26 protein-coding genes and 1 pseudogene are annotated in these 26945 nt (G+C 65.7%); 19 read left to right on the top strand and 8 right to left on the bottom strand.

The window, feature by feature from the left end; translation table 11 throughout:
* Positions 1-152, bottom strand: a pseudogene (locus tag BN1233_RS51495) (KUP/HAK/KT family potassium transporter); the annotation flags it as partial.
* Positions 153-626: 474 nt separating this feature from the next.
* Here BN1233_RS51495 and BN1233_RS39895 point away from each other — a divergent pair.
* The 11 genes from BN1233_RS39895 to BN1233_RS43930 all read left to right on the top strand — a co-directional run bounded on the left by BN1233_RS39895 (position 627) and on the right by BN1233_RS43930 (position 13706).
* Positions 627-1271: a hypothetical protein gene (locus BN1233_RS39895; protein ID WP_048707575.1), complete on the top strand. Its 645-nt coding sequence runs from the start codon at positions 627-629 to the stop codon at positions 1269-1271.
* 75 nt (positions 1272-1346) lie between these two features.
* A complete protein-coding gene (locus BN1233_RS39890) occupies positions 1347-1688 on the top strand; it encodes a DUF6634 family protein (RefSeq protein ID WP_046869232.1) in 342 nt (113 codons plus the stop codon).
* 67 nt (positions 1689-1755) lie between these two features.
* Positions 1756-3741: an AAA family ATPase gene (locus tag BN1233_RS39885; protein WP_048707574.1), complete on the top strand. Its 1986-nt coding sequence runs from the start codon at positions 1756-1758 to the stop codon at positions 3739-3741.
* 320 nt (positions 3742-4061) lie between these two features.
* Positions 4062-4205: a hypothetical protein gene (locus BN1233_RS47960; protein ID WP_154678354.1), complete on the top strand. Its 144-nt coding sequence runs from the start codon at positions 4062-4064 to the stop codon at positions 4203-4205.
* Between the two features lie 286 nt (positions 4206-4491).
* Positions 4492-5298 (top strand): hypothetical protein, encoded by an 807-nt coding sequence (locus BN1233_RS39870; RefSeq protein WP_046869229.1) that lies wholly within the window; start codon positions 4492-4494, stop codon positions 5296-5298.
* Positions 5299-5346: 48 nt separating this feature from the next.
* Positions 5347-7545 carry an integrase catalytic domain-containing protein gene (locus BN1233_RS39865; RefSeq protein ID WP_187144482.1) on the top strand — a complete coding sequence of 733 codons (2199 nt, stop codon included), beginning with the start codon at positions 5347-5349 and terminating at the stop codon, positions 7543-7545.
* Between the two features lie 17 nt (positions 7546-7562).
* A complete protein-coding gene (locus BN1233_RS39860; protein WP_187144481.1) occupies positions 7563-8651 on the top strand; it encodes a TniB family NTP-binding protein in 1089 nt (362 codons plus the stop codon).
* Between the two features lie 2 nt (positions 8652-8653).
* Complete coding sequence (locus tag BN1233_RS39855; RefSeq protein ID WP_046869226.1) at positions 8654-10237, top strand: TniQ family protein; 1584 nt, start codon at positions 8654-8656, stop codon at positions 10235-10237.
* A gap of 150 nt (positions 10238-10387) precedes the next feature.
* Positions 10388-11437, top strand: coding sequence for a hypothetical protein (locus tag BN1233_RS43935; protein ID WP_052764126.1), 1050 nt, complete (start codon positions 10388-10390; stop codon positions 11435-11437).
* A 74-nt stretch (positions 11438-11511) separates the two neighbouring features.
* Positions 11512-12294, top strand: a complete 783-nt coding sequence (locus BN1233_RS39845; RefSeq protein WP_483310417.1) for a HEPN family nuclease — start codon at positions 11512-11514, stop codon at positions 12292-12294.
* Between the two features lie 422 nt (positions 12295-12716).
* A complete protein-coding gene (locus BN1233_RS43930) occupies positions 12717-13706 on the top strand; it encodes a hypothetical protein (protein ID WP_147707811.1) in 990 nt (329 codons plus the stop codon).
* Positions 13707-13996: 290 nt separating this feature from the next.
* Here the strand turns inward: BN1233_RS43930 and BN1233_RS39835 are convergent, their stop codons facing one another.
* The 3 genes from BN1233_RS39835 to mmsB all read right to left on the bottom strand — a co-directional run bounded on the left by BN1233_RS39835 (position 13997) and on the right by mmsB (position 16804).
* A complete protein-coding gene (locus tag BN1233_RS39835; protein ID WP_197094520.1) occupies positions 13997-14545 on the bottom strand; it encodes an amino acid synthesis family protein in 549 nt (182 codons plus the stop codon).
* A 26-nt stretch (positions 14546-14571) separates the two neighbouring features.
* Positions 14572-15780, bottom strand: coding sequence for an ABC transporter substrate-binding protein (locus tag BN1233_RS39830; protein ID WP_046869224.1), 1209 nt, complete (start codon positions 15778-15780; stop codon positions 14572-14574).
* Positions 15781-15889: 109 nt separating this feature from the next.
* Positions 15890-16804: a 3-hydroxyisobutyrate dehydrogenase gene (mmsB, locus tag BN1233_RS39825; RefSeq protein WP_046869223.1), complete on the bottom strand. Its 915-nt coding sequence runs from the start codon at positions 16802-16804 to the stop codon at positions 15890-15892.
* A 103-nt stretch (positions 16805-16907) separates the two neighbouring features.
* Here mmsB and BN1233_RS39820 point away from each other — a divergent pair, with 103 nt between their 5' ends.
* The gene (locus tag BN1233_RS39820) at positions 16908-17807 is read left to right on the top strand and encodes a LysR family transcriptional regulator (protein WP_046869268.1); all 900 of its coding nucleotides are present in this window, start codon (positions 16908-16910) and stop codon (positions 17805-17807) included.
* Between the two features lie 161 nt (positions 17808-17968).
* Positions 17969-18097 carry a hypothetical protein gene (locus tag BN1233_RS50750; RefSeq protein WP_280139385.1) on the top strand — a complete coding sequence of 43 codons (129 nt, stop codon included), beginning with the start codon at positions 17969-17971 and terminating at the stop codon, positions 18095-18097.
* A 491-nt stretch (positions 18098-18588) separates the two neighbouring features.
* On the opposite strand, the gene BN1233_RS39810 is transcribed toward BN1233_RS50750, so the two are convergent.
* Complete coding sequence (locus tag BN1233_RS39810) at positions 18589-18774, bottom strand: hypothetical protein (protein WP_147707810.1); 186 nt, start codon at positions 18772-18774, stop codon at positions 18589-18591.
* Between the two features lie 80 nt (positions 18775-18854).
* Positions 18855-19574: a rhomboid family intramembrane serine protease gene (locus tag BN1233_RS39805; RefSeq protein ID WP_048707569.1), complete on the bottom strand. Its 720-nt coding sequence runs from the start codon at positions 19572-19574 to the stop codon at positions 18855-18857.
* A gap of 76 nt (positions 19575-19650) precedes the next feature.
* On the opposite strand from BN1233_RS39805, the gene BN1233_RS39800 reads away from it, so the two are divergent.
* Both BN1233_RS39800 and BN1233_RS39790 read left to right on the top strand, forming a co-directional pair.
* Complete coding sequence (locus BN1233_RS39800; protein ID WP_046869266.1) at positions 19651-20526, top strand: hypothetical protein; 876 nt, start codon at positions 19651-19653, stop codon at positions 20524-20526.
* A gap of 1274 nt (positions 20527-21800) precedes the next feature.
* Entirely contained in the window at positions 21801-22124 is a 324-nt protein-coding gene (locus BN1233_RS39790) for a YnfA family protein (RefSeq protein ID WP_046869265.1), read from the top strand.
* Here BN1233_RS39790 and BN1233_RS51490 read toward each other — a convergent pair.
* Positions 22096-22626, bottom strand: coding sequence for a copper-binding protein (locus BN1233_RS51490; RefSeq protein WP_082145934.1), 531 nt, complete (start codon positions 22624-22626; stop codon positions 22096-22098). The genes BN1233_RS39790 and BN1233_RS51490 overlap by 29 nt on opposite strands.
* A 183-nt stretch (positions 22627-22809) precedes the next feature.
* Between BN1233_RS51490 and BN1233_RS39780 the strand changes: the two genes are divergently transcribed.
* Both BN1233_RS39780 and BN1233_RS39775 read left to right on the top strand, forming a co-directional pair.
* Positions 22810-23109 carry an AzlD family protein gene (locus tag BN1233_RS39780; RefSeq protein WP_046869218.1) on the top strand — a complete coding sequence of 100 codons (300 nt, stop codon included), beginning with the start codon at positions 22810-22812 and terminating at the stop codon, positions 23107-23109.
* A 49-nt stretch (positions 23110-23158) separates the two neighbouring features.
* Positions 23159-23887, top strand: coding sequence for an AzlC family ABC transporter permease (locus tag BN1233_RS39775; RefSeq protein ID WP_046869217.1), 729 nt, complete (start codon positions 23159-23161; stop codon positions 23885-23887).
* 36 nt (positions 23888-23923) lie between these two features.
* Here the strand turns inward: BN1233_RS39775 and BN1233_RS39770 are convergent, their stop codons facing one another.
* A complete protein-coding gene (locus tag BN1233_RS39770; protein ID WP_046869216.1) occupies positions 23924-24205 on the bottom strand; it encodes a hypothetical protein in 282 nt (93 codons plus the stop codon).
* 278 nt (positions 24206-24483) lie between these two features.
* Here BN1233_RS39770 and BN1233_RS39765 point away from each other — a divergent pair, with 278 nt between their 5' ends.
* Positions 24484-25317: a class I SAM-dependent methyltransferase gene (locus BN1233_RS39765; protein ID WP_046869215.1), complete on the top strand. Its 834-nt coding sequence runs from the start codon at positions 24484-24486 to the stop codon at positions 25315-25317.
* Between the two features lie 312 nt (positions 25318-25629).
* Entirely contained in the window at positions 25630-26616 is a 987-nt protein-coding gene (locus tag BN1233_RS39760) for an ABC transporter substrate-binding protein (protein WP_187144480.1), read from the top strand.
* Positions 26617-26945: the final 329 nt, after the last annotated feature.

Here is a 26945-nt window from a genome sequence, read left to right as displayed (position 1 = left end):
CCCCACCTTCAACCACCTGTCGGGTCCGCGATCCGGAGGTAGGCGGCGGACCGTTCCGCATTGCGCTGCATGAACGCGAACAGGGCCTCGCGCCACAGCGCCATGCCGCGGCCTCGCTCGGTCGGGATGATGGTCTCGCGGCCGATATGATGGATTTCCCGCCACCTCCCGTTCCAGATTGCTGATCGCTGGAAGCAGAGTTCACTTTGCTCGGAGGCATCATCGGCAAACGCGCCCGGAGCACTCGAGGCGCTACGCCTGGAAGCCGATAGGGACGGAGCGGGCGCCGGATTTGCAACCATCCTCCGAACCACTGCTCAGGCAATGGCAGGCATGGGGTGACGAAAGCGTGCCTTCCCTGACGGGGCTACTGGAGCGACACCCGCCTCCCTCGTCCGGCCTGTATCTGCACTGGTTCCGCTTGGTAAAATTCTAGCTTGACAATTGACGCAACGTTCTTCATTTGTTCGACATCATGTTGAACGCGCCCACATCGACCCCTGGCCCCGGACAGCGCCTCCCGCGCCCCGTCGCCGCGCGCACCTCGTACATACGCTGACGCTCCCAGCCCCCGCCCCTGATCGGTTCACGCGGACGGTGCCGTCCGCCCTGGGACGAGCGTATCCATGCCCATCACCTCGCAAGCCGTCGTCCTTGCCGACGACGATCCGAACCTGCTGATCCGTATCCGGGAGGAAGCCTCCGGCCTTGCCTTCCCGCCCCGCGGCACCGTCCGCTGTGTCGGCCGCCCGCTGTTCAGGACGCAGACCGCCCGTGACGTCGGCTGCCTGCTCGATGTCGATCCCGCGGTGACCGCGTGGGCGTGCCTGCCCCGCGTCCTGCACCACCGGGACGAGTGGCACGTCCCGGGCTTAGCGGTGACCCGCGCGACGCACGTCACGCTGCTCGATGCGGTGCCGACCTCGGGGGCACCTCCCCTGCCCGGCTGGGTGCCTGTCGCCGCGCAGTCCCTCGGCCATCGATATGAAATCCGTCATGAGATCGACGTCCGCGACGGCTTCCGGCTCGAGAACGCGCGCGACCTGCTGCGCTACGCCTCATATCGGATCTCGCTCGGCGACCGCGTGCGGTTGCTCGCGCTGCTCGACGAGCACGGCCCGCTGCCGCTCGCGGCGTGCATGCAGGCGGTGCGCGACGCCCGCGATGCGATAGGCGTGATCGCCGCCTTGGCGCTGCGCCGCTTCCTCGAGATCGAGCTCGACGAGGCCCGCATCGGCCCCGACACCCGGGTCGCCCGCTTCCGCGGCTGACTCTCCTCCCTCCCCAATCGCCACGACCGATCGCCGGTCCCCGAACCATCGGGACCGGACGCGATGGAGCACGCCATGATGATCACGATCCGCGACCGCCGCCCCGTTCCCGAACTCGACGACAGGATCGAGCGCCTGCGCAACCTCGCGCAGGACCTCGAGCGCATCCGCCGCGGCGAGCACCCCGGGCGGCGCACCCTCGCCGGGGCGCCCCTGCTCGAGGACTGGAGCCTCACCACGTGCCTCGAGCACTGCCTGACGGGCACCATGCACGGCCACCCGACCGTCGGGGATGGCCGGAAAGGCGTCACCTCGGGCCTGTGGGTGTTCGCCCCGGCGCTCGGCTACGCGCGGACCCTCTCCCGCCTCTACGCCCTCGGCAGGCGGCACGACAGTGCGTCCTCCGCCCCCCGATGACCCGCCCGACCCACGCGATCCACCGACACCACGCGGCGCCGCCCGCGCGCCCGGCAGGGAGACAGTCATGAGCAAGACCCGCAACCGCCTGAGGCGCAAGGGCGCCCGGCGCCGGGCGAAGGACGTGGCCAGGGAGGCCGCCCGCAACCTGATGATCCGCGCGCTGCGCCACGCGGACCTGCATCACGTGTTCCTCGGAACGTCCTGCATCGTCGGCTTCGTGCTGCCGGATGCGAGCGACGGCGACGTCTTCGTCGAGGCCGGGCGTGGGCTCCTGGTCTCGCTCGCCGGGAGTCGCCCCGACTTCGACTTCGACATCCTCCACTGGGACGCCACGAACCCGAAGGGGCGCTCGAAGCCCTCGGATTCAGCCATGCGGGAGTCGCTCGCCTCGCACGCCCGGGTGTTCGGCTTTGCGGCGAGCGCGGATGAGTTCCCGGCCTTCTTCCGGCTCGCGGCGGACAGCATCGTCCCGCTCGGCCGGGTCGACCTGGCCGCCCTCAAGGGAGCCTTCTACGCAGTGCTCGGGCGTGCCCCGGCGGACACCGTGCTCGCCGAGGCCCTCGATGTGCCCCTCGCCGCGCTCGGTGCCGTGATCAGGCCCGGCCGCAGCCCCGAGCAGGCGATCCGCCGGCTGCAACGCCTGCGGGCCGCCGAGTGCAACCCGCCGGACCGCAGGCCCGCCCGCGAGCACCCGACGCTCGACGACCTGCACGGCCTCGGCGAGGCGGCGGAGTGGGGACGCGCGCTCGCCGCCGACCTCGCGGACTACCGCGCGGGGCGCATCCGGTGGTCGGAGGTCGACCGCGGCGTGCTCGTGAGCGGGCCGACGGGCACCGGCAAGACGACCTTCGCGCGGGCGCTGGCGCGCACCTGCGAGGTGCCGATCCACATCCACTCGCTCGCCCGCTGGCAGGCCAGGGGCTACCTCAACGACCTCCTGAAGGCGATGCGGGCGGCGTTCGAGGCCGCGAAGGCGGAGGCGCCCTGCATCCTGTTCCTGGACGAGCTCGACTCCTTCGGCGACCGCGAGGCGCTGACGGGCCACAACGAGCAGTACTGCCGCGAGGTGGTCAACGGCCTGCTCGAGTGCCTCGACGGGGTCGAGGGCCGCGAGGGCGTCGTGGTGGTCGGGGCGACCAACCTGCCGGAGAAGATCGACGCCGCGCTCCTGCGGCCGGGACGGCTCGACAGGCACATCAGGATTCCGCTCCCCGACCCGGAGGCCCGCGCGGGCATCCTGCGCCACCACCTCGGGGACGCGCTTCCCGGGGCCGACCTATCCGAAATCTCGGCGCGCCTTGAGGGCGCGTCCGGCGCCGTGATCGAGCAGGTCGTGCGCGACGCCCGCCGGAGGGCGCGGGCCGCGCGCCGCGAGCTGACTGCCGAGGACCTGCTGGCCGCCCTGCCGGAGCGGATCAGGCTGTCGGACGCGGCGCATTGGCGGGCCTGCATCCACGAGGCCGGGCACGCGGTGGTCGGTCACCTGCTCGGCGGCGAATCCGGCCAGGTCCCGTTCGAGGCGAAGGTGTTCCGGGAGGTCGGCCCGGACGGCACGGGCGGGGAGACGGGGTTCGCCCGCGCGCCCGGCTTCGACCGCACGAGGGCCTCGTATCTCGCGGAGATCACGATGCTGCTCGCAGGCCTCGCCGCCGAGGAGGTGGTGCTCGGCGAGCACGCGGGCGGGGGCGGCGGCGGAGAGCGGTCGGACCTCCACCAGGCGACGGTGCTCGCCGCCGGGATGGAGACCTCGATGGGCCTCGGCGAGGGACTCGTCTACCTCACCTCGCGGCGGGACGAGGACGTGCTCGCCTGGCTGCGTGGCGACCCGCTGCTGCGCCGCCGCGTCGGGGAGGCGCTCGAACGGTGCTCCCGGCGCGCGAAGGCCATTCTCCGGGAGCGGCGCGGGGCGCTCGAGGAACTCGCGCGGGCGCTCGCGGAGCGCGGCCGGGTGAACGCCGCGGAGATCGGGGCGGCCGTCGGCCCGGCGCCCCCGGATGGGGGACGTTCCGCATTCGCCCGATGCGGTGAACGGGTTGGTAACCGACCTTGAGGAGAGCCCGCGATGAGATCTTTTCGGGACAACCGTCACGCTGTAGACGAGCCACCCCTTCGCGAGGCCGAGTCCCGGCGCGAAGGATTCATTGATCGGATCACCCGCCCGGGTGACCGCAGCCGGAGGAGGCATCCGATGTTCGACGCATTCGCTCACGCCTCCCATGGCTCCCTCCGCCAGGCAACGGCGCTCCTCCCCATAGTGGCCTGACGATCCGCGGACTCCGTCCGCACCGTCACGCCCGCATCGGGAACCCACCCGTCCCGATGAGAGAGAACCAGGCACCGCTCCGGTGCCGGAATGAGGAGTTTCGCGCCATGACGACCGACACGAACGGCAACATCGCCTGCCAGCGCCCGACGGCATCGCTCGATGCGGGCGGGCAGGGATTCGAGGACCGCGCCACTGACCTCGGTGGCCGCGTGGGCACCGCCATCGGGGGATGGCGCATAGCGGGCTGACACCCGCCGATCCCGTTCCCGCTGTTCCGGCCGCGGGGATTTCCGGCTCCCGGGGCGTCCGTGGGCCGGGCGGGGTCGCCACCCCCCGTCCCGAGGTCCTCGCCTTCCACTTCGATGAGCACAACCACACACACCGCGTCGCACTTGCGAATCCCCGGCCCGGCCGCGGGAGCCTGACCGAGGTCCACGGGCGGAATGTCCGTGCCATCGGGTCGGTCGCTGGTGACGTCCAATGCATCGCAGGCCGCGTCGGTCATGACGCGGCCCGGCTCTCAGGGAGGCCGCAATGACCTCCCCTCAGGACCGCAAGCGCCCCGGACTCGAGGTTCGCCGCCGCCGTGCATCCGCACGTCCCGAGCGTGAACCCGAGCGCCACGAGCCGCCCCGCCCTGCCCCGTCGCGCAAGGCGGAGGCGCGGACGGGCGAACGCCGCCGCAGGGTCGGCGCCCGCCCCGGCAGGATCAGGACCGGTCACGAGGACCGCTATGTCGGCGAGTCCCCGATGGCCTGCCTCGGCCGGAAGCTGATCGGCGCGCGCTCACTTCTCGCGCTCGACTTCCTCACGGTGACGGACGCGTTCTCGCGCGATGTCGCCGACATGACGGACCAGCCCGAGCCGCTGGAGATCGGGCACCGCGGCGAGACCCGGGCGTGGTTTCCCGACTACATGATCGCGCGCGAGAGCGGGCGGCGCGAGCTGGTGATCGTGCGCACCGTCGGGTGGCTGACGGGCAGGGACGCATCGTACGGCGCCTGGATGCGCGACCTCGTCGACGCGATGGAGGAGGCCGCGCACCGGGCGGGATTCGGGTTCCGCCTCGTCACCGAGGAGCAGATCCGGGTCCAGCCCCGGCTCGCCAACGCGAAGATGCTCCTGCGCCACCTCGACCCGTACCGTCCGCGGCGGGACGACGTCGCCGCGATCGACGCGCTGGCGGGAATCCCTGACGAATCCTCGGTCAGCGAGCTCCAGGAGCGGCTGGGCAGGCGGCTCGACGCCTTCCCGCTCGCGCTGCGGCTCGACTGGCTCGGGCACCTCCGGATGGACCGCCGCACCTGGTTCCGGCGCAAGTCCGGCTTTACGAAAACTTGAGCCGGATCCGTTCCTTATCATCAACACAGGGGGCACGACGACATGAACATGGCACACGTTCCGGTCCGCATCAGGACCGGGGACACCGTCCGGATCGACACCCGCCGCTACCTCGTCGGCCCGCCCGGCGACCAGGTCAGGGTGTTCACGGACAAGGAATCCGGCACCGAGAGGCCGCTCACCCACCACGCGATCCTCCACATGATGCGCGAGGGGCGCATCACGACCGACGCCGCCTACCGCGCGCTCGATCCCAACGTCACGGCGAACCTCCAGGTGGACTGGGGCACGTTCTCGGACCTCGAGCGCGAGTCGGCGCTCTGCAAGTACCCGTTCGTCAGGGCCATCGACGAGCTGCCGCTCCCCTGGCGGGACAGGAGCAGGCACGTGAAGCCCCTGATCGACCGCATCATGGCCGATCCGGACAATGCCCACCGTCCGCCGAAGCCTCCCTCCTTCCGCAGGGTCCGGACCTGGTACCTGAGGTGGCTCGTGGCGGGGCGTGATATCCGCGCCCTGGTCGACAACCACCGGAGGAAGGGAAACCGCACCTCGAACCACAAGGCGTGGGTGAAGGAGGAGATCGCGGAGGCGATCAACGAGACCTACCGGAACGGGATCGTCGGATCGAAGGCGGACGCCTGGGAACGCGCGCGGGATCGAATCCTTCTGCGGGCGAGGAACGAGAAGCTGGCGCTCCCGGACCTCGGCGCGAAGGAGGTCCTCGGCAGGCACGCGGTCGCCAGGACCATCGGCCGGATGGAGCTGTACGACCTCACGCACGCCCGGCACGGCAAGCGCGAGGCGGACTTCCTCATGAAGGCGGTCCGTTCGGGTCCCCCCTGCGACCTGCCGCTCGACGAGGCCGAGGTCGACCACACGCAGCTCGACCTCATCGTCGTCGACGAGCGCGGGCGGGTCCTCGGGCGCCCGTGGCTCACGGTCATCATGGATCGCTACTCGCGGATGATCCTGGGCTTTTCGCTCACCTTCACCCCGCCGTCCTGGGTGAGCGTGATGGAGGCGCTGAGGATCGCGGTCCGGCGCAAGAAGGACCTCCTCAAGGCCGTCTGCGATGCCGTGGGCCGGGATGTCGGATTCGAGTTCGACTGGCCCTGCTACGGATCCCCCCTGAGGCTCTTCTGCGACAACGGGCCGGAGTTCCGCTCGGCCTCCATGAGGGCGACCGAGGCCGCGCTCAACATGCAGATCGTGGACCTCCCGCGCGCCTCGGGATGGCTCAAGGGGCGGCTCGAGCGCTGGTTCCGGACGCTCAACCAGCGCCTCATCCACCGGGCGCCTGGCACGACGAAATCGAATCCCAGGGCCCGGAGGAACTACAGGTCGGAGAAGGAGGCGGTGCTCACGCTCGCGGACGCGAACTGGGTGATCGCCAAGTGGATCGTCGACATCTACCACACCGAGGTCCACTCCGGGACGGGTGAGGCCCCGATCAAGCGCTGGGTGCGGGGCATGGAGGAGGTCGGCGAGAGGCCTGCGCCGGCTGACGAGATCATGGTCCCGCTCACGGGTCTCGTCGTCCCGGCGAAGCTGAGGACCGACGGAATCCGGTTCGAGACGCTCCGCTGGAATTCGAATGCGTTCTCGGCCCTGCGCAACAGGCTGGGCGGCGCCTCCGACGTGACGGTGAGGATCGATCCGTACGACCTCGGCACTGCCTACGTGCTCGACCCGACCCGCACGGACGACCGGGATGCGTGGGTGGAGGGCTACCTGGAGGGCAATCCCGAGGCGGCGGGCATGACGCTGTACCAGTTCAGGACGCTCAGGAAGAAGGTCAACTCCACCGCCGCGGCCGAGGACTTCGATCCCGACGATGCGCTCGCCCGGGCGCGATCATCACAGGAGATCACGGACCTCTACGCCGCCCGCCGGAAGCCCGGAAAGGCACCGCCCAAGGAGATCGTCCGCTTCGTGACGGATGGGCGCAACGCGTCCGAGCACTTGCGCGGCGAGCGCCACTCCCCGGACGAGAGCGAGGACGAGCTCGGCTCGCACGACCACCGGAACGGCTCGATCGCCTCCCCACCCCCGGACGAGCGTGGCCCGTGGCGCGCCCGCACCGCGGCCCTCGAGCCACCGCCCCGGGATCCAGGAATCCCCGTCCGCCGCGTCGACGTCGAGGCGATCGAGGAGGCCCTCGGGAGCGACGGGGGCGGTCCCGCTCCGGAGGATCCGCCCAAGCCTCGCAAGCCGATCGTGGTCCGGCGGCGGAGGACGCAATGAGGGACGGGGAGGAAAGCATGGCCTGGGCATCACGCAGCGCGGAGGAGCGGCGCCGGCACCTCGGCGAGTTTCTCGCCGTCACGCCGACGATGGAGGAGGCCATGGGCGTGCTCCGGCGCTGCTACAGGGCATGGCACGAGGGGCCGCAGGCGAGCTGCTCCTTCGTCGTCGGCGAGACGGGCGTCGGCAAGACGACGGCTGCCGACGAGTTCCTCGAGGAGGTGCGGGGCGAGTACCTCGGCACCCTGAAGGACGACCACAACCTGCTGCTGGCCGACGCGGCCGAATACCCCCACACGATGAGCGTGACGTTCGAGAGGCCCGGCCACGGCCTCGTGCGTCCCGTGCTCAAGGTGTTCGTCGACAAGAAGGCCACCTTCAAGCAGCTCTTCGCCGCGACGCTCACCGCCATCGGCGTCAGGATCCCGAGGGGCGCGAGCCTCGCGGAGATGACGTCGATCGCGCGTCATCAGATCAGGGAACAGGGCATCCGCCTGATCATCTTCGACGAGTGCCAGCACATCACGGAGAGCAACCTGACCCGCGATCCCTACGAGGCGGCCGACGTGTTCAAGGTGCTCATGAAGGAGGCGCGGGTGCAGGTCGCCTGCGTGGGCCTCCCCCACGCGACGGACTTCCTGCTCGAGAACGCCCAGCTCGAGACGCTGAAGGACGAGGAGTTCAGGATGATGCCGTTCGCCCTGGATCTCGACGAGCGCGGCGAATACCGCATGTTCCTCAAGGCCTATTCCGATGACCTGCCCTTCGACGAGCCCTCCCATCTCGACGAGTCCGCGACCGCGCTGCGGCTGCACATGGCATCCGAGGGTTACGTGGCGGCGATCACCAAGTACGTGAGCCTCGCCGCGAAGGAGGCGATCGACCGCGGCAAGGAGGCGGTCACCGTGCCGCTCCTCGCGGAAGTCTACCGCCGCAAGACCGGGACGCCGGACGGGGAGAACCCGTTCCTTATCCCGCTTCCCGATCCCGACGGGTTCCGCGCCCGGAGGCAGGGGCGCCGGCAGGAGAAGCTCGCCGAGGCGCGCAAGAACCGCGCCCCTCGCAAGGCGAAGCCCGGGAAATCCCCGCTGAGGCATGGAGCGTGACGATGGACCGGACTCCCCTGCCCCTCTGGTTCTCCCCACTGCCGGACGAACCCGCGCACGGCATCCTGCTGCGGCTCGCGGAGCGCAACGGCCTGCTCGCCTCGACCCGCGTCTCGATGCTCACGGGACTCAAGGTCGCCCACCTGAGGATCGGGAAGGGTGCGGATCGGCTGGCCGCCATCCTGAGATGCGATCCGGCCGCGTTCATGGAATCGACGCCCGTCCCGGCCGGCAACGGCCACGTGATGCTCCGGGGCGAGCGCCTGAGCGTGCTCCGCGACCTGACGCGGGCCGCGCGCCGGATCTGCCCACGCTGCATCTCCGAGTCCGCGCATCATCGGTTCTGGTGCGATCTCGAATTCGTCACCACCTGCCCTACGCACGGGACGGGCCTCGTCGATTCCTGCTCCTGCGGCCGAAAGCTCTCCTGGAGCGACGTGCGCATCGCGAGGTGTCGCCATTGCGAGGATGGCGACGTCACGGGCCTGCCCGCGCCCCCGGCCGACAAGGACGTGGTAGAGACCGATCGGTGGGTGCTCGGCAGGCTCGGCGTGGGGACGCCGGCATCCGTGCCGATCCTCGACGCGATGACGCTGACGGGCGCCCTGGACACGATCGGGCGCGTCGGCGCGCTCGACCTCGGGGGCTATCGCGAGCGCTGGGCCGAGCCCTCGGACTTCGACGTCCCGGTGGAGCGGGTCCGCGCCCGCGGCTTCGTCATCCTCCGTGATGGTGACCTCGATGCGCTGCTCGACCGGGTCCATGCGGAATTCAGTGCCTCCGGGTCCGTGAAACCCGCCGCGATCGGCACCGCCTACGGGTGGTTCTACCACTGGTTCAACTTCAGGAAGGGCGAGGCGTTCTCGCGCGGGATCGCCGAGATCCTGCTCGCGAACGGCATGCGCAAGTTCCAGGTCCAGCGGGGCACCTTCCCGGGCATCGAGCGGGCCGACGCGCGGACCACCACCCTGAGGGACGCGGCGAGGAAGGTCCGCGCCCGTCCCGACACCGTGCGCATGCTCCTCGAGGCGGAGAGCAAGGTCCTGGCGGAGGGACGCAAGGGGAGTCCGGTCGCGGTCGATTCCGAGGATGTCCGTCGTCTCGCGGCGGAGTACGGGGATGCCGTCCCGTTCGCACGGATCCCGGAATTGCTCGGCGTGGGCGGCACGATCGCCAAGAGGCTGCTTGAGGCCGGCATGCTGCCCGTCTGGATTCCGGGCGGCCGGAACGGCGTCAAGCATCGCCACGTGTTCCGGCGCGGTGATCTCGAGGCCTGGGTGGAGGCCCTGGTCGGGGACGTTCCGAGCCTGCCTTGGCCGCCGTGCGGATGCCTGACGGTTGCCGAGGCGCCCCTCCGGAAGAACATTCCGGTCACGGCCCTCGTCGAGGCCGTCCGGGACGGTCGGATCCGGGTGATCGCCCGGCTCAGCGGTCAGCCCGCCTTCGGCGGCGCCGTCGTCCTGGCGTCGGAAGTCGAGGCGGCCATGCCCGAGGACGTGAGGCGCAGGATGGCGGCCCGGCGATCGGGACCGCGCGGACCCTACAGGAAGAAACAGAAGGAACCCGAAGCCGGATCAAGCCATTGAGGCTGCCACTCCATCGAGATTGGGTTTCGGGCAAAATCCCGGACTGCTCGCAAGGGGATTTCAAGCGCATCGATGCAGGTGTCGCCGGCGTTTTGGCGACCATCGTACGGAAACTATCATTGACGCACCCGATCCTCTTGGTGGCGTCCGATGATCCCTTTTCCACTCGATCTCAATCTATTGGTAAGCCGCTACAAGCGTCCCAACAGGCTTCGGGATCGCATCAAGGTCTTCATCCTGAAGCAGCACTTCCTCGTCCATCCTGATGGAACCGAGACATGGTACCGGGAGGGCAAACTGCATCGCGACAGTGCGCCCGCGGTCGTCAAGCTGGATGGCACCCGCATCTGGTTCCGCTACGGTCGATTCCACCGCGAGGATGGGCCGGCCGTCGAGATGCCGGACGGATCGCGGCAATGGTTCATCGATGACGTGATCCAGACGGAAATCACATCGAAAGGTGTCAAGCTCACCTATCGCAAGGACAGCACCGTGACTGAGTTTCCCGACGGGACGACCAAGTGGGAGGAGGTCGACCCACTGAGCGGAATCGAATTGCTTCATCGCGACAAAGCACCAGCGGTAGTCGGACCGGACGGCACCGAGTGGTATCGGTACGGTCGCCTCCACAGGATCGGGGGACCTGCTATCGAGTGCTCGGACGGCCGCCGCGAATGGCACGTGAATGGGCAACTCCATCGGATCGGCGGACCCGCCGAGGAAATCCCCGGCTACAAGTCCGCATGGTACGAGCGGGGAAAATTGATTGCTGAACGATATGCAAACGGAGAAAATTATCGAGACGTCAACGGTGAGGAACTGGGGGAATCGATAGACTACGTGAACGGCAAGCGGCGCTGGATCAACACGCGGGACGGCAGTGTAGCCTCGATCGAGACGCTACATGAATGGACTGGCCCTGCTCTTGTCCACTGGGATGGATCCAAGGAGTGGTGGCGGCATGGAAGACGTCATCGAGACGATGGACCTGCGATCGAAACGCCCGATGGAGACGAGGAATGGTGGTCCTTAGGTCAAATACATAGGGAGGACGGACCTGCCATCGTCATTCCTTCCCGTGGATACAAGGCGTGGGTGCTACGGGGAAAGGTCATTCGCGAAGAAGGAAACCTGCTCTCCCCGCTGCGGATTCCGGGAATCGTGGAAGACTCCGATTGCGAAGATCCCGAGCAGTCTTGAAGCCCCTCGGCTGGGAGCCCTGGGCAGCCATTTCGGGACGCTGGCAATCCGGACGCAGTTCTCCTTGATGGTCCATGCTGCCACTGGCAGGAAGGGATCCAAGCGACGCAAACCCCAAACATGGAAAGCGACCTCGTCCCATGGGCTTCCCGAATGGACCGTTACTCAAGGCTCTTGCCGAAAGGGTAATGAGAAACATCGAGATCATTGAGGAGGTCGAGAAAAGGTCACCCGACCGCGTTTCCCCTGAGGGCTTCGCCGACACCCAACTGTTGATATCGCTGCTGGGTGTTTTGGTCTTCCCGCACGAGAAGGCGTCGGAATTCCTCGGCCACCTGACCAGCCGCTATCCGAAGATAGAGGACATCGTGACCGTCCAATTCTTCAGACTGAAAGGGCGACGCTTCCATCGCTCCGATCCGGATTGGGATGAGTCCTACGTCCGGAACTTTCCCGTTCGGGAACTGCCGCACTATCTCAGGAACGGTATCGCTCACTTCAACGTCCTGCCTATCGCCAATGGCAAACTCTTCGGAGGTGTTCGTGTCTGGAACCGGAATCCCGAGGGCCTGATTACCTTTGTGGGAGACGTGGCATTCGAGAGGTTCCGACCATTCGCGAAGTACGTCCTCCAGGGTCTCAGCAGCGACGATGCTCCGTACAGGATCGAGAATCCCGAAGACCCGCTCGACGAACTTGCCCGCGAGGAAGCCCCGGCAGACATCAGGCCACCGCGGCTCAACCGGGATCACTGGGTAGAATGGTTGGAAATTCACGGTAACGACGCCCAGAGCGCGAAGACTGCCCTCGACAGACACATGGTCGCCGAGATCAGGAGAAGGCGATCCGCCTGCTGACCAGGCTATATTCCGGTAACAAGTCCCTCACCTCGAAAGCCGAGACAGAGAGACCCGAACGCATCTCTTTGTTCGCACAACGTGGCGATCCATTGCACCAAGGGGATTCAGGTCGGTTCTGACCAACTCATGGTCGCGTTCGTTTCCCGATGTGGATGGCGACGTGATGGCTTCCACTTCCCGAAGGTGGAATCGCTGCCAAAAGGCAGGCATCACGCCGGCATTCGACATCATCGCGGTGAAAGCGGCATCCTATGCACGGGCCGAGGTTGCTGGAGCGCTGGGGTGTCATGAAAGTCCCAAACAAAACTATGGAGATGTTTTTCGCCTTTTCTCCGGATCCCTGGATCGTGGCTATGTATGCCACTCCTCTTCGCCTGATTGACCAGATCAGAGTGAAGGTGCTCCGGAGGAAGTTCCTTATGCACAAGGATGGGACCGCGATCTGGTTTCTCGATGGAAAGCTTCATCGAGAGAATGGCCCTGCCCTCATCGTGCACGACGGAACAGTGGCTTGGTGCCGTCATGGCAAGGGTCATCGCGTTGGCGGACCCGCCATCGAATTCCAGGACGGGACCAAGGAATGGTGGGAGAACGGCGAGAGATACAAGTCCGTTACCCCAGATGGCGATGTCCTGCACTGGAAGAACAAGTCCCTTGTCAAATCCGAATCCACTCACGGAACGATCGCTCATTACCGGGACGAAGAACTCCATCGCGACGACGGTCCGGCCCTAATCCGCGCGGATGGCTCCGAGGAGTGGTACCAACGGGGCGAACTCCACCGTGAGGATGGACCAGCATCGATCGACAAGCGCGGTAACAAGGAATGGTATCAGCGCGGTCGACTTCATCGGACGGATGGACCCGCCGTTGAGTGGGAAAACGGCGGATGGGAGTGGTACTTCGAAGGAAAATTGCACCGTGAAAATGGACCAGCAGTCAATAGTGGCGCTGGGTCCTACTCCTGGTACACCCATGGCGACCTAGTGAAGACGAAATATGACGACGGGCCTACATACTTCTTCACCAACTTCAAATTCCGCGAGGATGCACCCTGCGTCGAACACCCGAACGGAGCCAAGGACTGGAAGCGGAATGGCAAGGTCTATCGGCGTGACTGGCCGGACGGTGAAACTTGGTGGGTCAGCGACATCTCGGAGTATGAAAGCACAAGGTTCCATCGGGAGGACGGACCAGCCATCGAACACGCCGACGGGAGCAAGGAATGGTGGCTGAACAACAAGCTCCATCGCACCGATGGACCTGCCGTCGAGATGCCGGGCGGTTACGGTGCATGGTATGAGAATGGTGTTCTCCTGCGTGAGGAGGGGACGCCTGGATGGCCTCTCTCATTCACAGCACGGAGGATCAACCTGTTCAGGTCAGGGCGAAGAGCCATCACGGAATGACTGCTTGAAGTTACCCGATCCCGCCTATTCCGCCCCTGACGTTTCCCAAAGCGTTCTCGTGCATTGAAAATAGCGCCTCAGGCCCGACAAAGCTTGAGGCACTTTCATGCAACTTACAGCGGGTTCTGCACCACCAAGAAGTGGACCCACGCTGTAGGGCCACTTCACTAATGGCACGACACGGCATCCGTGTGCGGTCGGAACCCGATAACTTGCCGCCCTGGAGCAAATTCGCTCGGGCGATTACGCCGTAATGTCTGGCCCGGCCTTCACTCCAGGGGTGCCAGCGGTCACTTCGGCAACTTGGTCCGGTGCAGCGGCCGTCCGCCGATGCCCAGCGCAAGCGCGATGACGATCTCGTCGGCGCGCGGCGCGTCGGCGATCGTGATCTCGGTGGAGTCCATGCGGTCGAAGTCCCAGATGTTGTTCTTGTTGGTCAGCGGCAGCACGATGCTCGCGCCAGGGCCACCGACCTTCTTGGTCCCGGGGATGATGTCCTTCCCTTCGCCAACCTCGCGACGCACGGGCGCGCCAAACTTGGGATGGAGCAGCGCCGCCGTGTGCTCGATCTCGCCGTCCACGCCCACGATGGCCCCCTTGCCGTAGCTCTCAACCTCGTGGGGCTCGCAGCCGAGGGCCTGCACGCCGCGCCTTGCCAGCACCTCGCTGACCGCGGCGCCGAGGTCATACATCTCGCTCAGATCCTCCACGTACTTGTTGGCGTACGGGTTCTTGATGACTGCTGCGACCGTCACCTTTCGCGTCGGCTCGGGAATCGAGCGCTCCATCTCGCGATGCGTTTCCTCGAGCAGGACAACGACCTTGCGAATTTCCATCATGCTGCATGCCCTTTCGTGCTTGGCGTTCAATGCGTGACCATCGGGCACTCGCCGTCCTTCAGGGGCCGGAAGGCCTCCTCCGCGGCGACCGTTGCCCTATGCTTGTAGTAGTCCCACGGCTGCTTGGATTCCGCCGGCGTCTTGACCTCGTAGAGGTGGATCGGGTGGATCTTGCGTCCGTCCTCGCGGATCGATCCCTTTCCGAACAGCGGGTCATCCGTCGGCATGGCCTTCATCCGCTTCACGATGTCGGCGCCGTCCTCTGCATTCCCCGCCTCGGCGACGGCCTTCAGGTAGTGCAGCGTCGCCGAATACACCCCGGCCTGCACCATCGTGGGCTTCTTGCCATGCACCTCCTCGAAGCGCTTCGAGAAGGCGCGCGTCCCCTCGTCCGCATCCCAGTAGAACGGTGAGGCGAGAACCAGTCCCTGCGCCAGCTCGAGACCGAGCGAATGCACGTCCGTGAGGTAGACCAGCAGGCCGGCCAGTTTCTGCCCTCCCGCGACTAGACCGAATTCCGCGGCCTGGTTGATGGAATTGCTGGTGTCCGCGCCGGAATTCGCAAACGCGACGATCTTCGCCTTGGAGCTTTGGGCCTGAACCAGGAAGGATGAGAAATCGGTATTGTTGATCGGGTGACGTACGCGCCCGACGACCTTGCCGCCGTTGGCCGTCACGACTGCCTCCGTATCGCGCTCGAGGGCATGGCCGAACGCGTAGTCCGCCGTGATGAAATACCAGGTGTCGCCACCCACCTTGAGTGCCGCCTTGGCCGTGCTGTTCGCCAGCGCCCAGGTGTCATGCGTCCAGTGGATCGTGTTCGGCGTGCAGGCCTTGCCGGTGAGATCCGAGGTCGCCGGACCCGAGGCCAGCATGACCTTGTTCTTGTCCTTGGTGAGTTGGCTCACCGCGAGCGCGACGGAGGAATTCGTCACGTCGGTGATCATGTCGACGCCGTCGATGTCGTACCAGCGGCGTGCGATCGTCGCCGCCACGTCGGTCTTGTTCTGGTGATCCGCCGAGATGACCTCGATCTTCCAGCCCTTTGCTGGAAGGCCGGAATCCTCGACGGCAAGTCGTGCAGCGACGACCGACCCGACTCCGCCCATGTCCGCGTAGAGGCCGGACTGGTCGTTGAGTACTCCGATCGTGACGCTCCTGTCGGCCGCTTGCGCCTGCGCCGCGGCTCCGAACGCCACGACGAGCCCGCATATCGCCAGTCTCAGTCTCCGCATGTCATCTTTCCTTCCCTTGGTCTTGGGACGTTGCCCTGGTTCTGACGGAGCGGTCTTCCTGCCGCCTTGCCATTCCTCGAGGCGAGGAACGCGAGCGCTGCTCTCGTTGCTACGATGCGACGCTCGCGCCTGCTGCCGCACGGGTATCCCTCGTGTCGAGGAACCTGATGATCGCCGCATAGTCCTTGGCGTGGCCGCCCTGCCGCTCGAAGCTCTGGTAGAGTTCCGCTGCGGCCATCCCGAGTGGGGTGTTGCACCCGCAGGCCCGCGCGCTCTCCTGCGCGAGACGCAGGTCCTTGGCCATCAGCGAGGCGGCGAAGCCGGGCGTGTAGTCCCGGTTCGCCGCCGATGTCGGGACCGGTCCCGGAACCGGGCAGTGCGTCGTCAGCGCGTAGCACTGGCCCGAGGACGTCGAGGCGACATCGAACAAGGCCTGCCGATCCAAGCCCAGCCGCTCGGCCAGAAGAAAGGCCTCGCTGACGCCGATCATCGAGATGCCGAGGATCATGTTGTTGCAGAGCTTGGCGATCTGGCCGGCGCCCTGATCCCCGCAGTGGATGATCCGGCGGCCCATTGCCGCGAGCAGAGGCTTCGCCGTGGCGAATGCCTCTTCAGTCCCCCCGGCCATGAAGGTCAGCGTCCCGGCCTGGGCGCCTTCAGTTCCCCCAGAGACGGGTGCATCAAGGGAGAGCACGCCGAAGCTCCCCGCCATCTCGTGCGCCCGGCGCGCGCTCGCCACGTCGATGGTCGAGCTGTCGATGATCAGGCTGCCGGCAGGCAGGACGGGGAGAACGGCAGCCCAAACCTCGAGCACGAGTGGGCCGGACGGCAGCATCGACACGACCGCATTAGCGCCTTCAGCGACCGAGCGGACATCATCGACGATCCGAACGCTGCTTCCCTTGACCATCTGGGCTGCTTCCGGGTTGAGATCGTATCCGACGACCTCATGGCCCGCCTTGACGAGGTTGGCAGCCATTGGGCCGCCCATGTTGCCCAGTCCCACGAAGCCGATCCGCGCCATGCGCTGCGTTCCTCCCGCTTGGTGGCGTCGACGCTATCCGGTTCACAAATCGCGGAGGAACCCCTAAAGGCGGACAACGGCTGTGCAAAAATCGACGAGCCTGATGTCCACCACCTTCAACTGGGATCACCTGCGCTCCCTCCTGGCCGTTGCCCGGCAGGGCTCGCTCTCGGCAGCGGCGCGGACACTCGGGGTCGAGCATTCGACAATCAGCCGCCACATCGGCGCCCTGGAGCAGTACGGCGGAGCAAGGCTCGTCGAGCGCAGATCCGACGGGGTTCGGTTGACGGCGGCCGGGGAGCGCTTGCTGGCAGCCGCGGAGGACATCGAGAGCCGCCTCTTTTCCGCACGGGAGGAGATCGGGGAAGGCGACCTGATGATCAGCGGCGCGGTGCGGGTCGGCGCGCCCGACGGCGTCGGGTCCTTTTTCCTCGCCCCGCGGCTTGCGGAATTGGGCAAGGCGCATCCGGATCTCGTGATCCAGCTCGTCGCCATGCCGCGCGTCTTCAACCTGAGCAAACGGGAGGCCGACCTCGCCATCGTGCTGTCCGTGCCCGAGCACGGCAGGGTGGTGACGCGCAAGCTGGCCGATTACGGCCTGGGACTCTATGCCTCCCCGGCCTATCTCAGCGAGAGCGCACCGATCAGGACGGTCGCGGATCTGGGCTCGCATCGTTTCATCAACTACATCGACGACCTGATCTACACGCCCCAACTCGACTACCTCGACGAGGTCGTCCGGGGGGCACGCGCGAACTTCCACAGCTCGAACATCATCGCGCAGGTGAACGCCACCATCGCGGGATACGGCCTGTGCGTCCTGCCGCACTTCCTCGCCCGAAGGTTTGCGGAACTGGAGCCCGTCCTCCCGGAAGTCGTGAGGCTCAGGCGGACATGGTGGCTCCTCATCCATGAGGATCAGAAGGACCTCGCACGGGTGCGCCTCGTCGTCGACTTCCTCGTCCGTGAATTCTCCGGTTCCGCACACATCCTATTGCCGTGATCGCCCCATCAGCGATGAAGGATTCGCCCAAATTCAACGATGCATTCGCGAGATAGTCATGGTTCGGATGCTGGCCGAATGAGAGCTTCCGCTTCGGCAGCATGTGATTGCTTGATGACTGTGTTGCCGAGATGCAGGGACATCCGGCGGGAGTCCGTAGAGTGCCGCAGGGGATGCTCCTCTCCGCGGAGGCAAGGAGCCGCGTCGAGGATGTCGTGTTCGCATGCGCACCCCTGAATTTCGAGGGCTCCGCCAATTTCCTGAAGAAGCTCGATCGCATCGTTCCCTGATCGGATCGATGGCAACGCGACTTGCGCGTCTGTAAAAGTGCGACGGTCTTATGGGGTTCGAGTCGGCGAGTGCGACCGTCTTATGCGGTTCATCGCGTTCTTTTATGTGGGTGCACCACCACTGAAATCACTTGGGATTTCGCCGCAAGACATCGCTCTTATGCGGTGATCTACAGTACTTGCGCACTGAGGTTGGTCAGATTCACCCCGAAGTGCGCCTCAAATGACCCCGAAGTCCGCCGTACCCCTGCGGCGGACGACTGAACTCCTATAGGCCTTGTCATTTCCGTAGCCCTTGCGATCCGCGCCCGGCTTCCGTGAGCTCGAACCGGAGCAGCAACGCGCCGGGACGCGGATAAGACTTGCAAACCCGGACCTGGCCCCTCTCTGCGCCAGGGGAGTCGTCCACACACCCTCCGGCCGCTCGATGTCGGGCTGGGAGGACTCGACGGCCTTGCCATTCAAGGCACAGGCGGATCCGGCCGTCAGCATCAGTGGAACGGCCATGGAAACGGAAACGACACGTACGGCTCCGCCCTTATCCCGAGATAAATGCGTTGGAACTCCCGCCCTGCGGCCTCGACCATGGATCGCGCGACAGCCGGGAGTTCCTCCCTCGCCCATTCGTAGTTGTCGAGGGCGATGGGGTCCGGCCTCTCGACAGCATCGATGGGCATGGCGTTGTCCTTGTACGAATCCCAAGCCATTCCGCTCGGAGCATTCCGTCCCCGATCTGCCGCTCACCGGGGAGCTCACGTCAGCGAGGCCGGGATACCCGAGCAGGTGCTGTGACCGCGAACGAGGTGTCCACGAAGGCTTCAAGCTCCTCCTCTGCTGCCGGGTAGGATGTCTTCCAGATCACGGCGACCATCATGCCGAGGGCGAACGCGCCAACATGCACCGCGTAGGCTATGCCGTCAGCCTCGCCCATGCCTAACGCCAGGGACACAACCTGTAGCCCGCCCCAGTAGCCCAGAAACGCCCAAGCTGGCAGGGCGATCCGCTTCCAAAACGGCAGATAGAGGATGAGCGTGCGCATCCGGGCGTGCGGGAATAGCACAAGGTAGGCGCCTAACAGCGCAGTGACCGCACCAGAGGCCCCGATGACCGGGACGTGGGAGGCTGGCGACAGTAGCCAGTGCACGACAAAGCCCATTACACCCATGAAGGGGAACACCAGGGCGAAGCGCCACCATCCAAACAGACGCTCTAGTGACCTGCCAAACACCCACAGGAACAGGCAGTTGCCCGCCAGATGAAACACGTCGGAGTGCAGCAAGCTCGCGGTGACCAGGGTGTGCACATGACGCCAGGGCTGAATGGAGAATAGTACCGGCGTAAACCCGAGGTCGATAATAAGGGTGCGGTGCAGGCCAGAAAGTTCGCCGGTGGCGGTGACCGCGATCATCAGAGCAAGCAGCGCCCAAACGGCAGGGGACCGGAAACCATGAGTCAGATTATCGGCGTAGGGGAGCATTGGACCTGTTGCGTAGCACCGCCAGTGTTACGCTAGACTAAACGCTGGCAACGCCAGGGGAATGGGGGCGTTTCAGATGAGGAACTTTGGCGGCCATGTCGGCGTGGCATTGTTCGGCATCTTGTCGTTCGCCCTGACGGTGGCCGTCGTTACGGTCATCGACCGCGTGACCGGCTTCAACCTGTTCTCGTTAAGTGTCTGGGTGATTATCCCACTCGGAGCAATGCTGACAGGTGCTGCGGCTGCATCTGGCTACTACTTCGGAAGTCTCCTCTTCCACACTCGCCCGACTTGGCTCCTGCTTGTGCAGGTCATAATCGTCGCGGCGCTCGCGCAGATCGCGATCTACTACAGCGAGTATTCGACGTTCGTCCTCGACAACGGCATCCGTGTCGCTGATCGAGTCGGTTTCTTCGATTACCTCGACATCCGCCTGACCACAACGCACCTGCGGATTGGGCGAGCTCTGATCGACACCGGCGAGGTCGGCTCCTTTGGCTACTTGCTCACCCTCATCCAGTTCGTCGGGTTCATTCTGGGCGGGATGGGAGCTTACTTCTTCCTCAAGGTTCACCCTGATTGCCAAGGCTGTTCGCGTTATTTGCGCAAGCTTGCGACGGGTAAGCAGCATTTCAATGACCGCTATGCATTCGCCACCTACTACGACAACGTCTTTGGCCATCGTCATGATTGGCGTGCGTTCGCCAAGTGGATGCGGCATGACCCAGGCAAAAAGCAGGTTCGGGAGGGCACGATCCTTGCAACTTCGACACTCCATGGGTGTCCCCACTGCAAGACGCAGCGCATTGCCCTGATGGTCCAGATCAGGGGCAAGAAGGAGTGGAGCACCATTCCGAATCTGGCGCGAGACGTGGCCATCCCGCAAGGCATGGACCTGCGGCCTGTATTCAAGGGCGAAACGGGCCGACGCATCGGCACGGAACCGGCCTAGCCTTGATCGTGCCGGTTCCGCTGGGACGTGTGCCGTCACGCATTCCCCTAACCCACGTGGCGGACCGCTCCGTTGACGTCAGATCCTCGCAGTCGCCAAGCCCTCGGGTACCGCCCGGGGCCTTTTTGTGCCAGCTGAAGTCTGCCTCCATGGAAGGCGTTCCTTGAGTGGCGAGGTTGAGGCGAACTTTTGGGGGCATTGGCTGTGAGGTGCGGCAAACTTCGGAATTTTCGCTTGCCGATGCAGCTACTCAGCGAAACGGCTGCGGCATCCTTTGGGAGCATCGACACGCACTCCATAAGAGTGCATTTCATCGCAATTGGCTGTCGCGACGCATCACACGAGAGTGTCGTGACTGGCCGACTGGTTCTGCACCATGAGTTGAAATCCAAGCCGCTAGTGCCCAACATCATTGAAGCGAGGAACATCGCAGACGGGCCGACTGCGATGCCAGCGTTGGCCCCAAGGGTTCGAGGGACGACTCACGCTTCAACGAAAGTGGATACTAGTGGCTGACCGGAAGTTCCTCCGGGCTACGCTGACCGTTGAGCGATCCAATCAGATCGGCGCGATCGGCCTTTGTGTGCGCCGGTGAGGATACTTGCTCGGACAAACTGGCATTTCGTCAGCAACTCTTACCGAGATGACGTCGGCAAGCGCTGTGCCCTGCCGATGAAGCCGCATGATCGCGCTCATCAAGCATAACGACTGGAGAACCGACGCGGCAGCCCATCATGACTTTGCACGCAGACGTGCGGCCAGGATTCGCCTACCTGTCGGCAATTGCCGCGGATTCCGGACAGCATATGACCTACGATATTGGATGGCGCCCAGGCACGACCTGGAGGCGCATCGACATCCAGTGCCATACGCCACGCGACCGGGACTGCTTCCCCTCGGGATCGGAATCCGTGCTCATGCGCAAACTCCATCCCGCAGGGGATCGCACGTCAGAACGATAGGATACTGAAGGGTGATGATCACGAGGATCTCCGTCACACGCACGGGATCGTTGCCGCCTGCCGGGCGGCGGGCAAAGCGATCAGCGTCTGCGGACGGAGCGGATGATCATGGCCGGGAACGGATAAGAAACAACTTGCCCTGAGCCGACCGGAGGCTTGAGCATGCGCGGCGTGGCCCGCCTCAGGCACTCTTCCCGGTTGCCTCCGACGAGTCGATTCCCCGGTCACATCAACGCGCTGCGCCGGACTTGGCGTCATCGGCACATCCTGAGCGGCTTGGCTATTGGAGCGGATCCGGACAACCATCGCCGGATGACGATTCTTGCCTATGCCGGTGCTGCGGTTGCCGAGATCGCGGGCTGCTTTGCCTTCTGGGCGTGGCTGCGCCTCGACAAGTCGCCCTTGTGGCTCATCCCGGGCGGCCTGTCCCTCGCCCTGTTCGCCTGCCTGCTGACCCTCGTCGAAAGCGATGCAACGGGCCGGGCCTATGCGGCCTATGGCGGCGTCTACATCGTCGCCTCGCTGCTGTGGTTGTGGGCCGTCGAGGGCGTACGGCCCGACCGCTGGGACCTCGCGGGGGCCGGCATCTGCCTGCTCGGGGCCGCCATCATCCTGCTGGGACCGCGAACGGCGTAGGGCTTATCGACTCCGCAAGGCAGCTATAGTGCTGGCTCTCGCCAGGAATCCCACAGAAGGAGCATCCCGGCGCCGCTCCGATGGTTCCGTTAGGCCGACGGATCGTGAAGCGGACCTTGTTGCTTGGCTTCAGATCCCTCAGGGGCGCCGGGCGCGCCACTGGGAGTCCCATTTCCATGGCGCTCATGAAGCTCTTGATGTCCCCAAGATCGGTCTTAATCCGGCCTGCCTCGGCGTTGATTGCGATCACCACCCCGACGCCACCGACGTGTCTTGACGGCTTCTCCGGAAGGCCGCGGTGCCGACGCCGTGGGCCAGCGCGACTACGAGGAGCTTCCTGCTTGGCACCACCACGTTCGCCCGTGAGCCTCCGGAACGCCTCTTGTCGCGGGACTGGCGCATTATGAGCATTCGGATTGGAACGATGGCGGGCTTCCCCTCCCTCGCGGGTGGGAACGACCGAGACCGCGCAGCCTCGCCGCTTCAGATCCGGCTTCGGCATGGGCGTTCCCGGCGGTGTTCCTTGTCCTCCTTCGAGGCATGTGGCAGGGCTTCCCCCAGCACGACCCAGGTTTGTCAGCCCGGTGATCGCAGCCCCGATCCACCTCGTTGTTCCGCGTGTCAGGTACGTCGCGGCCGGCGCGCTCGCGGGCGTCGTCGCGGCCCGTGCCTTCACGAGTGACCCATGATCTCCTCGGCCACTGTTCTCACCATCCTCTCGATGGCATCCGTCACCTACCTGACCCGGATCGGCGGCTATGTCCTGCTCCGCAACCGCACGCTTGGGCCTCGGGCCACCGCCGTCATGGAGGCCGCTCCGGGCTGCGTTCTCATTGCGCTGATCGCGCCCAACTTCGTGTCGCGCAATCCGGCTGACCTGCTGGCCCTGGCGGTCACCGTGATGGCGGCCACCCGCCTCTCGATGCTGCCGACGATTCTCATCGCGGTCGCCGCAGCCGGGCTGCTCCGGCATCTGCCGACCTGACGCGACGCGATCCTGCCCGTTGCCCCTGCACCAAACTCAGGAGTTCTCGATGCGTGCTCCGGCCCCCGGGAGCGAAGAGACCTGGCCGTCCGAGCTTCGACGCGGGATTGCGTCGTCCATGCCCGTCCTGATCGGCTTGGTTCCGTATGGGCTCGTGCTCGGCGCCCAGGCGGCTCAAAAGGGCTTCAGCGTGGCCGAGGTGCCGCTAATGACCGGGTTGAACTTCGCAGGCGGAGCAGAGTTCGCCGCCCTCCAGCTCTGGACCTCGCCCCCGCACATCCTGCTGATCGCGGCCGTCACCTTCCTGGTGAACAGCCGGTATCTCGTGATGGGCGCTGCCCTCGCTCCCTTCCTGAAAACCCTGCCGAAGCGCAAGGCGCTTCCGACCCTCTTCTTCCTGACGGACGCGAGCTGGGCGCTTGGCCTCGCCGATGCCCAGCGACGCGCCGCTCGCGATCTGCGCCCCGCGTTCAGTCTGCCCTACTATCTCGGGGCATCGTTGGCCTGCTACTGCGTCTGGGTCGTGTTCACGACCTTCGGGGCCGCGCTTGGCGCGGTGCTCGGCGATGTCGAGGCCTACGGCATCGACATGGCTTTCCCCGCGGTGTTCCTCGTGATCCTCCGCGGCATGTGGCGCGGCTTCCGTTCCGCGCGGCCGTGGCTTGTCAGCTTGGTGGCTGCTGCTGTGACCTATCTCGCCGTTCCGGGCGCGTGGTATGTCGCGGTCGGCGCGCTCTCCGGCATCTTCGCGGCGTATCTGCTGGCAAGGAACACATGAACCTTCCGGTATCAGCTTGGGCATTGGAAGAGCACCTCACCCGCAGCCATGGAATGATCGCGCAGGCCAGCGCGCGACGGGCGTTCCCGGCGCCGCCATCGTGCGGGGCCGCTCGGAATTGCAGGTGTCGGCCAGGTAGGTCCGCATGGTCTCGATCGTGTGCTGCCGGATACCACCCCAGCTGACGAGATCGAGCATGGTCCGGGCTTTCTCGGTGACCCGCAGGTGGAAGCTGTCGACCAGGATTTCCTTGATGCCGATCTCGAGGTTGCGGGGCTGGCGGGTGCCATCCTCCACATTCCATCGAGGCTCGAGCATTGCGCTCCGCGCATTCTGAATCCAACGAAATGATCAACCTTCCGCGCTGGCGCCAGTCGTATCTGTCCAATGGGGGTTGCCGTCACCAGGGCAACGAACGTTTCACCCATGGACGGATAAACCGAATGGGAACGTTGACCTTCTGACAGGTAGCCGCCGGGTCGCCTGGTGGTTACCGTCAAGTCATGGCGCCCTCGGTTCGACTCCGCTGGGAGCGGCAGCAAGACCCCGGTCCTCGTCAGGTCAGCGGTTTCGGCCCCTCAACAAGGAGACGGGCCATGCGTGACATCGAAATGGGCGTTACGACCCATTACGCATCCTACGACGTGCTCGCTCGTATCCGCGCCGCGCTAGGGGAGATGGGGCACGACCCTGACAGAATTTCGCCCGACGTCCTGAAGCCCGTCGATGAGTTCCACATCGGTGGCGCAGAGGCGACAGCGGCGCTCTTGGAGAAGCTCGACATCCGGCCCGACATGGAGGTGCTCGACATCGGCTCGGGCGTCGGCGGCCCGGCGCGGATGATTGCGGGGCGTTACGGTTGCCGCGTGACCGGAGTGGACCTGACCCCGCATTTCGTCGAAACCGCCCGTGCACCCTCCGCCATGTGCGGGTTGGCAGATCGTGTGCGCTTTGAGGTGGGGAGCGTCGCGCTGCCGTTGCCCGATGCGAGCTATGACCTTGCGCTCCTCCTGCACGTCGGCATGAACGTGCCAGACAAGGCGGCGCTCTTTCGTGAAGCGCGCCGCGTCCTTCGCGACGGCGGGACTTTTGCGGTTTACGAGGTGATGCAGACCGGCGACGGCGATCTCGCCTTCCCGGTGCCGTGGGCCGAGACGCCGGAACTCTCGGCACTCGAGACACCCCAGACCTATCGCGCCAAGGCCCAAGCGGCGGGGTTCGCCCTCGAGGCGGAGGAGAACCGGCGCGAGGTCGCGCTCGACTTCTTCTCGCGCCTCCAGGCACAGGCTGCGAGCGGTGCGTCGCCGCCGCTGGGCCTGCACAATCTAATGGGACCGACCGTGAAGGAGAAAGTGGCCAACATGATCGCGGCGGTTCGGGCAGGCACGATCGCGCCGATCGAGATGATATTTTCAACGGTGCGCCACTGAGGATCCACTGGCCGGGATGGCGGGGTTTTCCGAGCGGCTAAATGAAAAGGGCGCTTCCGGTTGCTCTCTGGTTTCGGCATCCTGGGATCGAAAGACCTGCTTTTTCGCCGGGCGCCGAGAGCGGCCTCATCCTGCCCGGCGCCCGTACGATCCGCGTCTCGGCTCCTGTGGTCTGAAACCGAAGGCGCGACGTGTTCGGGTCTCGGATGTATCTGGCGAATCCCGCTCGAGCCCCTCTTCGCGCCAGGGTGGTCATCCGGATGCCCTGCGGAGGATCATTGCCCGGCTGACCAGATGGAACGAGGGGATCTCGTGAGGCGACGGCACGTCCTGGCCCTGCTTGCCGTGTTGCCGGTGATCCCGCGCAGCCGGGCGCAGACAGGTGGAACGGTCCCCGTCGTGGGCTTTCTCGGCCTGGCGTCAGAGCAGGCTGGCCGGCCGATCCTCGATGCGTTCCGGCGCGGCCTGAAGGAGCACAGCCATGTCGAAGGGCGGACGATCCTGCTGGAGGCCCGCCAGGCCGACGGCGACCTGACCCTGGCGGCTCGATACATCGAGGAGATGGAACGGCGGCCCGTCGACGTGTTCGTGGCTCCTGGGCCGGCCGCCACCCGGGCCATCCACCGCGCCACCCGCGACATTCCCATCGTGGCGCTTGGCCTGCCGCCGAGCGCCACCGGTCACGACTTGTTCACGAGCCTCGCGAGGCTTGGCGGGCGCGTCACGGGCTTCTCGTACTTCGGGGAGGCGCTGTCGGCGAAGCGCATCGAGGTGCTCCGCGAACTCCTGCCGAATTCCTCGGTACTCGGCATCCTCCACAACATCGCCGATCCGGTCTTCCACGAGTGGGAAGTCCAGACGGAGGATGCTGCCCGTGCCCAGGGCTTCCAGCCCGTGCGGCTCGGGCTGCGGACCAATTCGGCTGCCAAGGTTGCCGAGCATCTGCGGTCGTTGCGGGCCCAGGGCGGTGAGACGGTCATTGTGATCACCGACTTCCTGACCGTGAGCCTGAAGGACGAGATCATCCGTACCTCGGCCGAGCTTGGGATTGGCGTTATCGCCGAGTGGCCGGCCTTCGTCGAGTCGGGCGCGCTGATGTTCTACGGCGCCGACATCCCTGAACTCTTCCGGCAGGCGGCCGGCTATGTCGACCGGATCGTCAGGGGCGAGCGCGCCGGCGACCTGCCGATCCAGCTCGCGACCAAGTTCCGGCTGATCGTCAATCTCAGGACGGCGCGGACGCTGAACCTCTCCGTCCCGCCGACCCTCCTCGCCAGCACCGATGAGGTGATCGAATGACAACGCCTCAAGCTGCTCTGGCGTGGATGCCGGTGATGATTCCCGACAGGCATCTTTCGCATAGTCTGCTGCTCCGGCCGCTTCCTGAAATCCTTGGCTGGAGGCCACAGGATCGTGGCCGGGCGGCATCTTCGATTTCGCGGTCTCTTCCGGAAGTACTTCCTCGCACTGTTCCCGGCTGTGGTGATGCCGCTCACTGCCAATGACATCAGCGAGGCCTGGTTCGGTTATCGCGACCAACGTGCCAGGCTCAGCCAACCGCTCCAGGACGAGGCAACAGCTTCCACGGCCTGAGGGGGAACTCCGCGTCGGACCGTCCCGGCCGATTG

The organism is Microvirga massiliensis (assembly GCF_001006805.1).
Taxonomy (GTDB): domain Bacteria; phylum Pseudomonadota; class Alphaproteobacteria; order Rhizobiales; family Beijerinckiaceae; genus Microvirga; species Microvirga massiliensis.
Note: the sequence above shows the minus strand (reverse complement) of the source record. Positions and strands in the feature narration are given on the sequence as shown.